This is a genomic window from Kaistia adipata DSM 17808 (assembly GCF_000423225.1).
Classification (GTDB): Bacteria; Pseudomonadota; Alphaproteobacteria; order Rhizobiales; family Kaistiaceae; genus Kaistia; species Kaistia adipata.
In genome coordinates this window covers 1512291-1527556 of record NZ_KE383991.1, presented here as the reverse complement: position 1 = coordinate 1527556, position 15266 = coordinate 1512291, and the positions used below count along the sequence as shown (strand labels likewise).

Here is a 15266-nt window from a genome sequence, read left to right as displayed (position 1 = left end):
TTGTTCTGCTCCCTCCCCCTCGTGGGGAGGGCGGGGTGGGGGTACCAGCGCCGGCCTCGGGCGTTGGCGATACTGAGCAAGGGCAGGTCCGTCTTTCAAGGGGGAGGAGGTACCCCCTCCCTGACCCTCCCCACAAGGGGGAGGGAATCGGCTCGCGCTTCCATCGGGTCAGAGCGCCTCCAGGAACTGTTTCGAAGCCTGATGGTGTTCGTGGCGGAGCCGCGCCAGGTCGACGCCGACCGGCTGGCCGTCCTCGACCCGCCATTCGCCCTTCACCATGACGCGGTCGGCGGCGTGCGCTCCGCACAGCACGAGGGCGGCGAGCGGGTCGCCGGCGCCGGAAAAGCGCAGCTCGTCCAGCGTCCAGAAGGCGAAATCGGCCTGCTTGCCGACCGCGATCGTGCCGATGTCGTCGCGGCCGAGGCAACGCGCCGAGCCTTCCGTCGCCCAGCGCAGCACGTCGAGATGGGTGACCTCGGACGCGTCGTAGCGCAGCCGGCCGATCATCAGCGCGTGCCGGGCCGCCTCGATCAGGTTGGAATTGTCGTTCGAGGCCGAGCCGTCGACACCGAGGCCGACCGGGCAGCCGGCCGCCTCCAGCTCGCGGGTCCGGCAGATGCCGGACGAGAGCACCATGTTCGAGGTCGGGCAGTGGCAGATGCCGACGCCGTGCCGCCCGAGCTTGCCGATCTCCGCATCGTCGAAATGGATGCCGTGGGCGAGCCAGGTGCGGTTCGTCAGCCAGTGGCATTCGTCGAGATAGTCGACCGCCGACATGCCGAGCTTCTCATGCGCGAAGTCCGCCTCCTGCTTCGTCTCGACGAGATGGGTGTGCAGCCGGCAATCGTGCTTCTCGGCGAGCGCCGCCGTCTCGCGCATCAAGCGCAGCGAGACGTCGAAGGGCGCGCATGGCGCCAGCGCGACGCGGGTCATCGCGCCGTCGGCGCGGTCGTGGTGGCGGGCGATGACGCGCTCGCAATCGGCGAGGATCGTGTCGGTGTCCTGGATGGCGCCGCCGGGCGCGACAGCCTGGCTGTCGTCGCCGGCCTGATCGCCGACCAGATCGAGCGCGCCGCGCGAAAGCGTCATGCGGATACCGACGGCGGCGGCCTCCTCGGCCTCGATGTCGAGCGCGTGCTCCAGCCCGGTCGGGAACATGTAGTGGTGGTCGGAGGCGCAGGTGCAGCCCGACATCAGCAGTTCCGTCACCGAAAGCCGGGCGGCGAGGCGGAAATTGTCGGCGTTCACGTGGCGGGTCCAGATCGGATAGAGCGTCGTGATCCACGGCCAGAGCGACTTGTTGATCGCCTTCGGGTGGGCCCGCGTCATCGTCTGGAAGAAATGGTGGTGGGTGTTGACGAGGCCCGGCGTCACCACATGGCGCGAGGCGTCGAAGATCTTCTGCACGGGATGAAGCGGCTCGCCGCCGCGCCCGACCAGCTCGGCGATGCGGCCGTTCTCGACGACGATGCCCCGCTCGGCGCCCGCCGCGAGGACGGCGATCGGATCCTTGAGCCAAATGCGGTGGGTCATGCCTGTTTCCTGCCTGCGCGCAGGAAACAGGAGAGCGCGGTGCGCCGCAAGCCCAATCGGGCGGCGGCGCATCGGGTGGCGGACCGACGCGAGCGCCGATCCGCCGGAAGCCGGCCTCAGGCGGTCGCGAGCTTCAGGGTGCGGTTTTCCTCGCGGCCATGGCCGAGGATCTCGATCCGGTCCGGATAGACCTCGACGACGGCGAAGGCCGTGGTGTCCGGCGTGTCGACCATGCCCTTGAAGTTGACGAAGTGCTTGCCGCTCAGCTCGCCGTAATTGCCGGCATGGTTGTGGCCGTTGAAATAGGCGACGACATTCTTCGACTTGGCGATGAGATCGACGATCCGGTCGGAATCCCAGAGATTGTGCTCGTTCGCCGGATAGACCGGGTAGTGGCACATGACGATGACCTTCTCGCCGGCCACCTCGGCCTTCTGGATCGTCGCCTCGAGCCAGGCGAACTGCTCGTCGCCGAGCGAGCCGTTCCAGGTCTGGGCGTTCGGCGCGCCCTTGGCCTTCAGCTCGTCGAGGCGCTTGGCCGCGACTTCGCGGCGCGGATCGTCCTTGGGCGGCGCGAACAGGCTGACGTCGTTGCCGTCGAGCAGGATGAAGCGGTAGCCGCCGCCGGCGAAGTCGGAATAGGCCTTGTCGAGGCCCGTGGTGCGCTGCACGGAGTCGAGATATTCGGCCGCGACGTCATAGTCGTGGTTGCCGAGCAGCAGCACGTTCGGATGGTCGAGCTTGTCGTAGAGCGGCAGCACGTGACTGAAGCTCTCCCAGTGCCGGTCGATGATGTCGCCGAGCGTCGCGACGAACTGCAGGTCGTGCTTGTTCAGCGTGTCGATCGCCTCGGACAGCTTCCAGAGGCTGTTGGCGTAGTAGCGATTCGACTTCAGGTTCGGCACGACCGGGGCGTATTGCGGGTCGGCGACGATGCCGAAGCGGAACAGCGGGTCGGTCTCGGCGCGGGCGGAATCGATGGTGAAGCCGGCGAAGGGGGCGAAGATCGCGGCGGTGCCGCCGATCTTGAGCAGGTTGCGTCGCGTGAGCACGAGCGGTCTCCCGATTGATGAAAAGCTGCGGGACCTGCGATAGGTCCCGCAGCTGACAGCCGGGAGACGGTTCGATGACGATTGGCTGACAATGCGCGGCGGCGCCCGCGCGGAGGCCCCGGTCGCGGCTGCGGGCGGCTAGTCCTGCCGGGCCGCCACGGCCTCGATCTCGACCAGGAATTCCGGCCGCGTGAAGCCCGTGACGATATAGAGCGTCGACGCCGGCAGCGGCTGGCTGACATAGCGGTCGCGCACGTTCATGTAGCGGCGCATGTCCTCGCGCTTGGTCACGAACGCATTCAGGCGGACGATGTCGGAAAGCTCCATGCCGCCCGCGGCGAGAATGGCGCGGATGTTCTCGAAGCAGATCTCCGCCTGCGCCTCGATGTCCTCCGGAACGCTGTCGTCGTCGCGGATGCCGAGCTGGCCGGAGGTGAAGATGAAGCGGCTGCCGGCGGGCGCTTCGACGCCGTGGCTGTATTGGCCGAAGGGCGGGCGGATGTCCTTCGGGGTCAGGGGCGTGTTCACCATGGGGCGCTCCGGTTCGGCATGGAAAGCGGAAGGGTAGGGGCCGCCCGCGCGGCATGGCAAGGCCGCCGCCGGGCTCGATGCGGGCGATCCACACCGGCGCGGGTGCGAAATGCTCGATTTCGTGGCATCTGCCGCTATCGTGCGCAGGGTTCGTCGCATAATATGCCGCCACTTTCCGGCGTCGGGGCGGAATGCTTGATCGGTGTTGCGCGTCGGCCGGGGCCCGAAGCGCTTCATGGCATACCTCTTGCGACAGGAAGGGTGGGATTTCGGACGCGAACGGCAGGAAGCCGGCGCGCCGGTCAGGAAAGAACAACATGGCGACCGCCGGGGCTGTCGCGACAAGGGGAAGGCTAAGAACGACATGACATCGCTCAGGACACGGTTCATCGGCATGGCGGCCGGCACCGCGGCAGTGGCTTTTGCCGGCCAGGCCTTCGCTCTCGACGAGGTTTCCTTCGGCACCAACTGGCTGGCCCAGGCCGAGCATGGCGGCTTCTACCAGGCGGTTGCCGACGGCACCTACGAGAAGCACGGCCTCAAGGTGACGATCGTGCAGGGCGGCCCGCAGGCGGCCAACCGCCAGCTGATGCTCGCCGGCAAGACCCAGTTCAACATGGCCGGCAACATGATCGAGACCTTCTCGGCCGCTGCCGAGGAAATTCCGCTGGTCGAGGTCGCTGCGATCTTCCAGAAGGAGCCGCAGGTCATCATCGCCCATCCGGATGTCGAGAAGTTCGAGGATCTGGCCAAGCTCGACACGCTGCTGCTGTCGAAGGACGGTTATGCGTCCTATTTCCAGTGGATGAAGTCGGCTTTCCCGGGCTTCCGCGACGAGCAGTTCAAGCCCTACACGTTCAATCCGGCGCCGTTCCTGGCCGATCCGAAGTCCGCCCAGCAGGGCTACATCACCTCCGAGCCGTTCGAGATCGCCAAGCAGGCCGATTTCAAGCCGAAGCTGTTCCTGCTCGCCGATGAGGGCTTCAGCACCTATGCGACGCTGATCGAGGGCACGCAGGAGTATGTCGCGGCGAACCCCGACATCACCCAGCGTTTCGTCGATGCCTCGATCGAGGGCTGGTACAACTACCTCTACGGCGACAACAAGGCCGCCAACGATCTGATCAAGAAGGATAATCCGGAGATCACCGACGAGCAGATCGCTTACTCGATCCAGACCATGAAGGACTACGGCCTGGTCGATTCCGGCGACACGCTCGAAAAGGGCATCGGCTGCATGACCGATGCGCGGGTCAAGGACTTCTACGACAAGATGGTCAAGGCCGGCGTCGTCAAGGCGGACCTCGACTATTCGAAGTATTACACGACGCAGTTCGTCTGCAAGAAGGTCGGACTGGACCTGAAGAAGTAACGATCACGACAGGGGGCGTCCGCGCTCCCGGGCATTGCCGGACCGGTCCCGGCAATGCCATTTCTGCTTGCGGCCGCGGCGGGTAGGCGCCAGGGCCGGAATCGTGGCAATGCCTGGCCACGCAGTTGAGGAAACGGAATACTTGTCTCTCGCAACCAGCAGCCCGCCATCCGTTGAAGCCGGACGGCCCATCGTGCGTCTCGACCATGTCTCGAAGACGTTCTCGAACGGTACGATCGCGCTGAAAGACATGTCGCTTTCGATCCGCGCCGGCGAGTTCATCAGCCTGCTCGGACCGTCCGGTTGCGGCAAGTCGACCGCGCTCCGCATGCTGGCGGGGCTCGGCGAGCCGTCCTCGGGCAGCATCGTCTGGCCCGACGGCTCGCATGTCGCCGGCGACAAGAAGGGTGGCGACATCGGCTTCGTGTTCCAGGAGCCGACGCTGATGCCCTGGGCAACCGTGTTCAAGAATGTCTGGCTGCCGCTGCGCCTCAAGGGCATCTCGCAGTCCGAGGCCCGCCCGCGCATCATGGAAGCGCTGGAGATGGTCGGCCTCGACAAGTTCGCCGAATCCTACCCGCGCGAGCTTTCCGGCGGCATGAAGATGCGCGTCTCGATCGCCCGCGCGCTGGTGACGCGGCCGCGCATCCTGTTGATGGACGAGCCCTTCGCGGCGCTCGACGAGATCACCCGCCAGAAGCTGAACGATGACCTGCTGCGCCTTTGGGAGCAGTTCGGCTGGACGATCGTCTTCGTCACGCACTCGGTCTTCGAATCCGTCTATCTGTCGAGCCGGATCGTTGTCATGGCCGCCCGTCCGGGCAGGGTCATCGACGAGATCGCGGTCGACGCCCCGCATCCGCGCGGCATCGGCTTCCGTACCTCGCAGGCCTATGGCGACTATTGCCGCCGCGCCTCGGAATCCCTTCTTTCCGCCATCGGAACGGCCGACCACCTATGACCAGCATCGATCACGGCCCCGCCACGGCCGAAACCCCGGCGACGGCAGCGCATCAGGATGCCGCGCCCGTGCCCGCCCCGTCCATGCCGGTGAGCGAGCGCGTCCTGCGCGTCCTCATCCCGCTCGTGATGCTCGCCATGCTGATCGGCCTCTGGGCCTGGTATGTCGCCGCCTACAACATCCCGAAATACATCCTGCCGGGTCCCGGCCTGGTGGCGCAGTCGCTGGTCAATGACTGGCCGATCCTCGGCATGGCGCTGCTGGTGACGCTGAAGATCACCTTCGCCGCGCTCGCCATCGCGCTGGTCGGCGGCGTCGCGCTGGCGATCCTGCTCACCCAGTCGAAATGGATCGAGCTGGCGCTGTCGCCCTACATGGTCATCCTGCAGGTGACGCCCGTCGTCGCCATCGCGCCGCTGATCCTGATCTATGCGCCGTCGACGCAGTCGGCGCTCTTGATCTGCGCCTGGATCGTTGCCTTCTTCCCCGTGCTCTCCAACACGACGCAGGGCCTGAAGAGCACGGACCACAATCTCCTGAACCTGTTCGAGCTCTACGGCGCCAGTCGCTGGCAGACGATGATCCACCTGAAGCTGCCGGCGGCGCTGCCCTATTTCCTCGCCGGCTTGCGGATCGCCGGCGGCCTGGCGCTGATCGCGGCCGTGGTGGCGGAGTTCGCCGCCGGTTCCGCCGGCGCCGGCTCGGGCCTCGCCTTCCGCCTGCTCGAATCGCAGTATCGCCTCAACATCCCCCGCCTGTTCGCCGCGCTCATCCTGCTCTGCGCCACCGGCGTCGTGATCTATGCCGCGACCAGCCTGATCTCGCATCTGGCGCTGCGTCGCTGGCACGAGAGCGCGATCCGGCGGGAGAATTGAGATGACGAAGGGCTTCGCCGCGATCCCGGATGCGGATCGCTACGTGCTCGCCAACGCCACGCTGCCATCGGCGACCGTCGATGGCTTCGACGGCCGCGATGTCGGCGAAGGCCTGATGCGTGCCGACATCGTCGTATCCGGCGGCAGGATCGAGGCGCTGCGGCCGGCCGGCAGCGTCGCCGAGCTGCCGGTCTTCGACATGGACAAGGGCCAGGTCTGGCCCTGCTTCGTCGACATGCACACGCATCTCGACAAGGGCCACATCTGGGCGCGGCGCCAGAACCCGACCGGCAGCTTCGCCGATGCGCTCGCCGCCGTCGACGCCGACCGCGAGGCGCACTGGACCACCGAAGACGTCCGGGCGCGGATGGAGTTCGCGCTGCGCAGCGCCTATGCGCATGGCACCAAGCTGATCCGCACCCATATCGACTGCGTTCCGCCGCAGTTCCCGGCTTCGTGGCCGGCCTTCGCCGCGGCGCGCGACGCCTGGGCCGGCCGCGTCGACCTCGAGGCGGTGGCGCTGTCGCCGATCGAGCTCTTCCTCGACGAGACGGTACGCACCAGGCTGACGCAGACGCTGCTCGAATATGGCGGCGCCATCGGCGGCTTCACCTACATGGCGCCGGGGCTGGAGACGGCGCTCGACCATCTCTTCGCCATGGCGTCCGAGAACGGCTTCGACATCGACCTCCATGTCGACGAGACCGCCGATCCCAACGCCCGCTCGCTGAAGGCGATCGCGGAAGCCGCGATCCGCACCGACTACCAGGGCCAGGTCACCGTCGGCCATTGCTGCTCGCTCGCCCGCCAGGACGAGAGCGAGGCGGACCGCACGATGGATCTCGTCGCCGAGGCGGGTCTCGCCGTCGTCTCGCTGCCGATGTGCAATCTCTATCTGCAGGATCGGCATCCCGGCCGGACGCCGCGCTGGCGCGGCGTGACGCTCCTGAACGAGATGGAGGAGCGCGGCATCCGCGTCGCCGTCGCCTCCGACAACACGCGCGATCCGTTCTACGCCTATGGCGACCTCGACGCCGTCGAGGTGTTCCGCGAGGCCGTCCGGATCCTGCATCTCGACCACCCGCTCGACGCCGCGCCCCGCGTCGTCACCACCAATCCCGCCGCCATCCTGCGCCGTCCCGATGTCGGGCGGATCCGGGTTGGCGATCCCGCCGATCTGGTGCTGTTCCGGGCCCGCAGCTGGTCCGAACTCCTGTCGCGCCCGCAATCCGATCGCATCGTTTTGCGCTATGGCAAGGCGATCGACCGGACTTTGCCGGATTATCGCGAACTCGATTCTCTGTTTGGACATTGATCATGGCTCAATTCAAGAACGACCTCGCCGCGCTGAAGGCCGATCTCGACGGCATCGCGCTCGAGGAGAACCCGGCTCTGGTGAAGCAGAAGAGCCGCGACTTCTTCTGGTATTCGCCGGTTCTCAAGGCCCAGCTCGACCACATCACCGCCGATCTCGTGGCGACGCCGAAGGACGAGGCGGAGGTGATCCGCGTCCTGAAGGCCGCCTTCAAGCATGAGGTGCCCGTCACGCCGCGCGGCACCGGCACCGGCAATTACGGCCAAGCGATGCCGCTTTCCGGCGGCCTGATCCTCAACCTCGCCGAGATGAACAAGGTCAAGGCGATCCACCCCGGCCGCGTCATCGCCGAGCCGGGCGTCGTCATCGCGCAGCTCGACGCCGAGACGCGCGCCCATTCCGGCCAGGAACTGCGCCTGCATCCCTCGACCGCCAAGACGGCGACGATCGGCGGCTTCATCGCCGGCGGCTCCGGCGGCGTCGGCTCGATCCGCTGGGGCGGCCTGCGCGACATCGGCAACGTGCTGCGGCTGCGCGTCGTCACCATGGAGGCGGAGCCCCGCATCCTCGAGCTGACGGGCTGGGAACTGCACAAGGTGATGCACGCCTACGGCACCAATGGCATCATCACCGAAGTCGAGATGCCGCTGACAACAGCCTATGACTGGGTCGACGTGCTGGTCGGCTTCGACGACTACATGGACGCGGTTCGCTACGCCGATGGCGTCGGCAATGCCGACGGCCTGCTGGTCAAGGAGCTCGCCACCGTCGCGGCGCCGATCCCCTACGACTATTTCCTGCGTCACCAGAAGTTCCTGAAGCCCGGCCAGTCGGTGGCGATCGTCACCGTCGCGGCGCATGCGGTCGATGCCTTCCTGGCGCTGACCTCGCGCAGCAAGGGCGAGGTGGTGTTCCGTTCGGATACGGCCGAGGACCTCAAGGGCATCCCGCCGAACTATGAGCTCGGCTGGAACCACACGACGCTGCGCGCCATCCGCGTCGATCCGTCGATCACCTATCTGCAGTCGATGTATCCGCCGCCGCACCACATCGAGAAGATCGAGGCGCTGACCAAGCTTCTCGGCGACGAGGTTCCCGGCCATCTCGAATTCGTCCGCTTCGACGGCAAGATCACGCCGATGGGCCTGCCGATGGTGCGCTACACGACGGAGGAGCGGCTCGAGGAGATCATCCGCATCCATGAGGATCATGGCTGCCCGATCTTCAATCCGCACCGCTACACGCTGGAAGAGGGCGGCATGAAGCAGACCGACCTGACCCAGCTCGCCTTCAAGCGCGAGGCGGATCCGAAGGGCCTGCTCAACCCCGGCAAGATGATCGCCTGGGAAGATCCGGACTTCGACTTCACCTCGACCAAGACCTTCCTGTTCCCGGGCCTGCAGCAGGCAAGCTGACATGCGCGTGCTGGTGCTCTACGCGCATCCCGTCGAGACCAGCTTCCAGGCGGCGGTGCATCGCACCGTCGTCGAAACGCTGACGCGGACAGGGCACCAGGTCGATGATTGCGACCTCTATGCCGAAGGCTTCGATCCGGTCCTGTCCCGACAGGAGCGGATCGACTACCACGACCTCGACGCCAACCGCCGCAACGTCGACGCCTATGTCGAGCGCGTGATGCGGGCCGAGGCGCTGGTGCTGGTCTATCCGGTCTGGAATTTCGGCTTTCCGGCGATGCTGAAGGGCTTCTTCGACCGGGTGTTCCTGCCCGGCGTGTCGTTCCGGATGGAGAACGGCGCGGTCCGCGGCAATCTCGGCCACATCCGCAAGCTCGCGGCGGTGGCCACCTATGGCGGCCCGCGCTGGCGGGCCTTCGTCCTCGGCGATCCGCCGCGGCGCAGCGTCAAGCGCGTGCTTCGCGCGCAGATCGGCACGCTCGGCCGGATCCCCTACCTCACGCATTACGACATGAACCGCTCGACGGAAGCGACGCGATCGGCGTTTCTGAAGCGCGTATCGAAAGAGATGGAACGCTTCTAGGACCATGCGCGCGCTCGTCGTCTTCGCCCATCCCGTGCCGGAAAGCTTCGGCGCCGCCGTCCGCGACACGGTCGTCGCCGCACTGAACCGGTCCGGCCACGAGGTCCGCCTGCTCGACCTCTATGCGTCGGGCTTCAATCCGGTCATGGGCGCCGACGAGCGGCGGGTCTACAACGACCCGGTCGTCAACGAGGTGCCGATCGCCGATCATCTCGCCCTGATCAAATGGTGCGAGATCCTCGTCTTCGTCTATCCGACCTGGTGGTTCAGCCCGCCGGCCATGCTGAAGGGCTGGCTGGAGCGGGTCTGGGTGCCGCACGCCACCTTCATCATGCCGACGGCGACGCGCGGCTCGCGCCCGGGCATGAAGAACATCCGCAAACTCGCCGTGGTCACCACCTGCGGCGCCAGCTGGACGCTGTCGAAGATCATCGGCGAGCCGGGCAGGCGCATTCTTCTGCGCGGCATTCGTACGCTGTGCCATCCGCTCTGCCGCACCAGCTACATGGCGCACTACAAGATGGACAGCTCCACGCCCGAGAGCCGGGCGCGCTACCTCGCCAAGGTCGACCGCAAGATCGGCAGGCTGTAGGGGGCGTTTTCGAGCGAAGCGGATACTGGTTCGCTTGCTGGGGCGCGCCAGCGCAACCCCAAGCTCGCCGTCATCCCCGCGCAGGCGGGGATCCATGCCGCCGAAGCCTCGCAGGGAGAAAACGCCCGGCAACCCGGCTGAATGGATCCCGGGTCTTCGCCCGGGATGACGGGAGCGTGTTGGCCCGAACGCCGAGGGGAACTCCCCGCATCGAGCTGGACCCCCACCCCGTCCCTCCCCACAAGGGGGCAGAGGCGGCGAGGCGCCGCCTTATTTCCAAATAGAAACGGCGGCCCCACGGGAGCCGCCGTTCTGCATTCCGGACAGGTCCGCCTCAGCGGGCGAGCAGGCGCTCGAGCTCGGGACGGAACTCGTCGGCGATGTCGGCGCGGTCGAGCGCGAAGGCGACGTTCGCCGCCAGGAAGCCGACCTTGTTGCCGCAGTCATAGGTCTGGCCGTCGAAGCGGCAGCCATAGAAGTACTGGCGGTCCATCAGGCGCAGCATGGCGTCGGTCAGCTGGATCTCGTTGCCGGCGCCCTTTTCCTGCTTCGACAGGAGGTCGAAGATCTGCGGCTGCAGGATGTAGCGGCCGTTGATGTAGAGGTTGGACGGCGCCACCTCGGGCTTCGGCTTCTCGACCATGGCGTTGATGCGGAAGGCCGGGCCGCCGATCTCGGCGCCGATGCCGACGATGCCGTACTGGTGCGTCTGCGCCGGATCGCATTCCTCGACGGCGAGGACGTTGCCGCCCCACTCCTCGTAGACCTTGACCATCTGCTTCAGGCAGCCCGGCTCGCCCTTCATCACCATGTCGGGCAGCAGCACGGCGAAAGGCTCGTTGCCGATCATCTCGCGCGCGCACCAGACGGCGTGGCCGAGGCCGAGCGGAACCTGCTGGCGGGTGAACGAGGTCGAGCCCGGCTTCGGCAGATCCTTGGCGAGGAGGTTCAGCGCGTCCTTCTTGCCGCGATCGGACAGCGTCGCTTCCAGCTCGTACTGGACGTCGAAATGGTCCTCGATGACCGCCTTGTTGCGGCCGGTGACGAAGATCAGGTGCTCGATCCCCGCCTCACGCGCCTCGTCGACGGCGTATTGGATCAGCGGGCGATCGACGACCGTCAGCATTTCCTTCGGCATGGCCTTGGTCGCGGGCAGGAAGCGGGTGCCAAGACCGGCAACAGGAAATACGGCCTTGCGAATCTTAGGGTTCATAGACGCCTCATAGATGCATCGGTGCGGAGAGCATAACGGCAGATTTCTCGCGACAAAGCTAATGAAAAAGCGGGAAAATCCGTCGCATCAAGACTTCGTTCACCTATTCATAGTTCATTAACACTGCGAATCTGTTCGGAGTTTCGAAGTGGCTGTTCTGGTAACGGGCGGAGCCGGCTATATCGGTAGCCATATGGTGTGGCGTCTTGTTGACGCCGGTGAGGCCGTCGTGGTGCTTGACCGGCTGTCCACAGGCTTCCGCTGGGCCGTCGCGCCCGAAGCGACCCTCGTCGAAGGCGACATCGCCGACGAGGCGCTGGTCGTGCGCCTGGTGGCGGAGCATGGCATCGATGCCATCATCCATTTCGCCGGCTCCATCGTCGTTCCGGACTCGGTTGCAGATCCTTTAGAATACTACCTGAACAATACGGTCAAATCGCGCGCCTTGATCGCCGCCGCGATCGGGGCCGGCGTGCGCCACTTCATCTTTTCCTCCACCGCCGCCGTCTATGGCGACGCCGGCACCGAGCCGGTCGTTGAGACCGCGCCGCTCTCGCCGCAATCGCCCTATGGCCGCTCCAAGCTGATGACCGAGATGATGCTGGAGGACGCGTCGCGCGCGCATGACTTCCGCTATGTGGCGCTGCGCTATTTCAACGTCGCCGGCGCCGATCCGCGCGGCCGTACTGGCCAGTCGACCCGAGGCGCGACGCATCTGATCAAGGTCGCGTGCGAGACCGCGCTTGGCAAGCGCGACCGCATCGAGATCTTCGGCACGGACTATGACACGCCGGACGGAACCTGCGTGCGCGACTACATCCACGTCACCGACCTCGCCAACGCCCATGCCGACGCGCTCGCCTATCTGCGCGCCGGCGGCGACAGCCTCGTCGCCAATTGCGGCTATGGCCATGGCTACAGCGTGCGCGCGGTGATCGACGCCGTACGACGGGTTTCCGGGCGCGATTTCGAGGTCGCGACGCGCGAGCGCCGCGCCGGTGACGTGCCGGCGGTTGTCGCAAATTCGACACGGGCGCGGGCAAAGCTTGGCTGGCGGCCGGAACATGATGATCTCGACCAGTGCGTTGCGACGGCGCTGGCGTGGGAAGAGGCGCTGGGTCGACGCAATCAGCGCGACTGACGCAGACGAGAATTCCGGACCGGGGGGGCCGGAGATCTGAACGAACAAATCGAGGAGACTATCAAGACATGGCATTCTGGAGCCCGCCCGTTTCCGCAGTCCTTTCCATGAAGGCTGCCGGAACCCGCGCCGTCCTGCTGATCGCGCTGCTTCTGGCGGGGTTGGTCCCCGCCCTGGCGGACGCCGCCGGTGCGCGCTGGGTGGCGAGCTTCTGGCCGACGGCCCAGAAGGCCGGCATCTCGCGCAGCGTCTACAACGCCGCGCTCGGCAATTTCACCCCCGATCCCGACGTGCTCGCCAAGGCCAGTGCGCAGGCCGAATTCGTCAAGCCGCTCTGGGAGTATCTGGACGGGGCCGTCTCGGCCAAGCGGCTGGAGAACGGCCGCGAAATGCTGCGCCAGTATGACCGCCAGCTGCGCCAGATCGAGCAGGCCTTCGGCGTCGACCGCAGCGTCGTGGTGGCGATCTGGGGCATGGAATCCTCCTATGGCCAGGTGCTGACCAACGACAAGATCGTCAAGAACACGATCCGCTCGCTGGCGACGCTCGCCTATCAGGGCGGCCGGAGGGCCAAATATGGCCGCGAGCAGCTGATCGCGGCGCTGAAGATCCTGCAGCGCGGCGATGTCACCCCGCGCGGCATGGTCGGATCCTGGGCCGGCGCGATGGGCCACACCCAGTTCATCCCGACCACCTACCAGGCCTATGCCGTCGACTTCGACGGCGACGGCAAGCGCAACATCTGGACCTCGGAAATCGACGCGCTCGCCTCGACGGCGAACTATCTCGCCAAGATGGGCTGGCGGCATGGCCAGACCTGGGGCTACGAGGTCGAGCTGCCGGCCGGCTTCGACTGGCACCACGCCGATTCCGGCAAGTCGCTGCCGCTCGACCAGTGGCGCAAGATGGGCGTGCACCGCGTCGCCAACCGTTCGTTCCCCGCCTCGAACGAGACGGCGCGCCTCTATGCGCCGGCGGGCGCCGGCGGACCGGCCTTCCTGCTCCTGCATAATTTCCGCGTCATCAAGCGCTACAACAATGCCGACGCCTATGCGCTCGGTGTCGGCCATCTGGCGGACCGGCTGCGCGGCGGCAACGAATTCGTCTCCGGCTGGCCGCGCGACGTGCGTCCGCTGGCGGCGTCGGAGCGGGCGGAGCTGCAGTCGCTGCTGGGCCGGCACGGCTATTATGGCGGCAGCGTCGACGGCAAGATCGGCGCCGGCACCAAGAAGGCGATCCGCTCCTACCAGGCCTCGGCCGGCATGATCCCGGACGGCTATGCCTCAACGGGACTGTTGCAGCGGCTGCGGTCCGGCAGATAAGATCACTTCCTCTGGGGAAGCCCGTCGAGGGCTGGCGGTCGCTTCCCCGAGGATTTGGCCATGTTGGTTCGTTTTCTCCGCGCCTTCGCTGTTCTCCTGGTGGTGCCGGTCCTGATCGGCGCCGGTCCCGCCCATGCGCAGTTTCGCGGCGGGCCGGGCGGCTTCCTCGACCGCCTGTTCGGCATCGAACGGCCGCCGCCGCGCGAGATGATGGTCCCGCCGGAGGATCTCGGCCGCGGGCGTCCGCCCGGCGCGCAGCGCCGGCAGGACCAGGGCAAGGCCGCCCAGCCGCGCAAGAAGCGCCCCGCGGCGCCCGCGGAGCCCGTCTATACGGCGCTCGAGGTCCTGCCCAAGAATCCCGACGCCAAGAAGGTGATGGTGGTCGGCGATTTCGTCGCCGACGGCCTCGCCTGGGGGCTCGACCAGGCCTTTGCCGAGGAGCCGCGTCTCGCCGTCGTCAATCGGGCCGACAGCCCGTCCGGCTTCGTGCGCGAGGACCATTTCGACTGGGCCGGCAAGATTTCCGAGATGCTGTCTTCGGAAAAGCCGGACATGGTCGTCGTCATGATCGGCGCCAATGACCGACAGCAGATCAAGACCAAGGACGGCCGCTTCGCGCCGCGCTCGGAAGAATGGCAGAAGGCCTACCAGCAGCGTGTCGAGCGCTTCCTGCTGGCGCTGCAGACCTATGGCAAGCCGGTCTACTGGGTCGGGGCGCCGCCGATGCGCTCCAACGACGCCTCGGCCGACATGGCCTTCCTGAACACGGTGTTCAAGAGCCGCGTCGAGGCGGTCGGCGGGAATTTCATCGACGTCTGGGACGGCTTCGCCGACGAGAGCGGCAAGTTTGTCGCGCGCGGGCCGGACGTGGACGGCCAGACGCGGCTCCTGCGCGGCAATGACGGCATCAACTTCACCAAGTCGGGCCGGCGCAAGCTCGCCTTCTTCGTCGAGCGCGACATCCGCCAGGACAGTGGCCTCGGCCTGCCGATGAGCGCGGCGACGCCGACCAATCCCAACGCCACGATGGAGATCGGGCCGGACGGCAAGGAGCGTCAGGTGGGGCCGGTCGTCTCGCTCACCGATCCCGAGCCCGGCACCGAGGGCAAGCTGATCGGCGCGGCCGACCAGAGGATTCCGGGCCCCGCCGCCGACAGCCTGCAGTACAAGCTGACGGTCGAGGGCCAGTCGCCCGACGCGCAGCCGGGCCGGGTCGACGACTTCGCCTGGAAGCCGCGCCATGCCGAGGAGGAGAAGGCCGAGGCGCCGGGCAGCATCGTCGACGGCATCGTCATCCTGCCGGCGCCGACCGCCGGCGTCCCCGGCATGGCGCCGGCGCTGCGATAGCGGTTGATGCGGTT

At 66.8% G+C, this 15266-nt stretch carries 14 protein-coding genes; 10 read left to right on the top strand and 4 right to left on the bottom strand.

The window, feature by feature from the left end:
- Positions 1-168: 168 nt before the first annotated feature.
- From G539_RS0119995 to G539_RS0119985, 3 genes are all read right to left on the bottom strand, one after another.
- The gene (locus G539_RS0119995; protein WP_029076773.1) at positions 169-1533 is read right to left on the bottom strand and encodes an 8-oxoguanine deaminase; all 1365 of its coding nucleotides are present in this window, start codon (positions 1531-1533) and stop codon (positions 169-171) included.
- A gap of 116 nt (positions 1534-1649) precedes the next feature.
- Positions 1650-2585, bottom strand: a complete 936-nt coding sequence (locus tag G539_RS0119990) for a metallophosphoesterase (RefSeq protein ID WP_035831633.1) — start codon at positions 2583-2585, stop codon at positions 1650-1652.
- 138 nt (positions 2586-2723) lie between these two features.
- Complete coding sequence (locus G539_RS0119985; RefSeq protein WP_035831631.1) at positions 2724-3116, bottom strand: RidA family protein; 393 nt, start codon at positions 3114-3116, stop codon at positions 2724-2726.
- 364 nt (positions 3117-3480) lie between these two features.
- On the opposite strand from G539_RS0119985, the gene G539_RS0119980 reads away from it, so the two are divergent.
- The 7 genes from G539_RS0119980 to G539_RS0119950 all read left to right on the top strand — a co-directional run bounded on the left by G539_RS0119980 (position 3481) and on the right by G539_RS0119950 (position 10229).
- Entirely contained in the window at positions 3481-4488 is a 1008-nt protein-coding gene (locus G539_RS0119980) for an ABC transporter substrate-binding protein (RefSeq protein WP_051231714.1), read from the top strand.
- 142 nt (positions 4489-4630) lie between these two features.
- On the top strand, positions 4631-5449 hold the full coding sequence (locus G539_RS0119975) for an ABC transporter ATP-binding protein (RefSeq protein WP_029076769.1): 819 nt from the start codon (positions 4631-4633) through the stop codon (positions 5447-5449).
- An 83-nt stretch (positions 5450-5532) separates the two neighbouring features.
- Positions 5533-6324, top strand: a complete 792-nt coding sequence (locus tag G539_RS0119970; protein ID WP_051231824.1) for an ABC transporter permease — start codon at positions 5533-5535, stop codon at positions 6322-6324.
- 1 nt (position 6325) lies between these two features.
- Positions 6326-7639: a cytosine deaminase gene (locus G539_RS0119965; protein ID WP_029076767.1), complete on the top strand. Its 1314-nt coding sequence runs from the start codon at positions 6326-6328 to the stop codon at positions 7637-7639.
- Positions 7640-7641: 2 nt separating this feature from the next.
- Complete coding sequence (locus tag G539_RS0119960; RefSeq protein WP_035831629.1) at positions 7642-9054, top strand: FAD-binding oxidoreductase; 1413 nt, start codon at positions 7642-7644, stop codon at positions 9052-9054.
- 1 nt (position 9055) lies between these two features.
- Entirely contained in the window at positions 9056-9637 is a 582-nt protein-coding gene (locus tag G539_RS0119955; RefSeq protein WP_029076765.1) for an NAD(P)H-dependent oxidoreductase, read from the top strand.
- Between the two features lie 4 nt (positions 9638-9641).
- Complete coding sequence (locus G539_RS0119950) at positions 9642-10229, top strand: NAD(P)H-dependent oxidoreductase (RefSeq protein WP_029076764.1); 588 nt, start codon at positions 9642-9644, stop codon at positions 10227-10229.
- Positions 10230-10563: 334 nt separating this feature from the next.
- Here G539_RS0119950 and galU read toward each other — a convergent pair whose 3' ends face one another.
- Positions 10564-11442 carry a UTP--glucose-1-phosphate uridylyltransferase GalU gene (gene galU / locus G539_RS0119945; RefSeq protein WP_029076763.1) on the bottom strand — a complete coding sequence of 293 codons (879 nt, stop codon included), beginning with the start codon at positions 11440-11442 and terminating at the stop codon, positions 10564-10566.
- A gap of 148 nt (positions 11443-11590) precedes the next feature.
- On the opposite strand from galU, the gene galE reads away from it, so the two are divergent.
- From galE to G539_RS25570, 3 genes are all read left to right on the top strand, one after another.
- Entirely contained in the window at positions 11591-12583 is a 993-nt protein-coding gene (gene galE / locus G539_RS0119940; protein WP_029076762.1) for a UDP-glucose 4-epimerase GalE, read from the top strand.
- Between the two features lie 68 nt (positions 12584-12651).
- On the top strand, positions 12652-13905 hold the full coding sequence (locus G539_RS0119935) for a lytic murein transglycosylase (protein ID WP_029076761.1): 1254 nt from the start codon (positions 12652-12654) through the stop codon (positions 13903-13905).
- 60 nt (positions 13906-13965) lie between these two features.
- Positions 13966-15252: a DUF459 domain-containing protein gene (locus tag G539_RS25570; protein ID WP_051231712.1), complete on the top strand. Its 1287-nt coding sequence runs from the start codon at positions 13966-13968 to the stop codon at positions 15250-15252.
- Positions 15253-15266 lie beyond the last annotated feature (14 nt).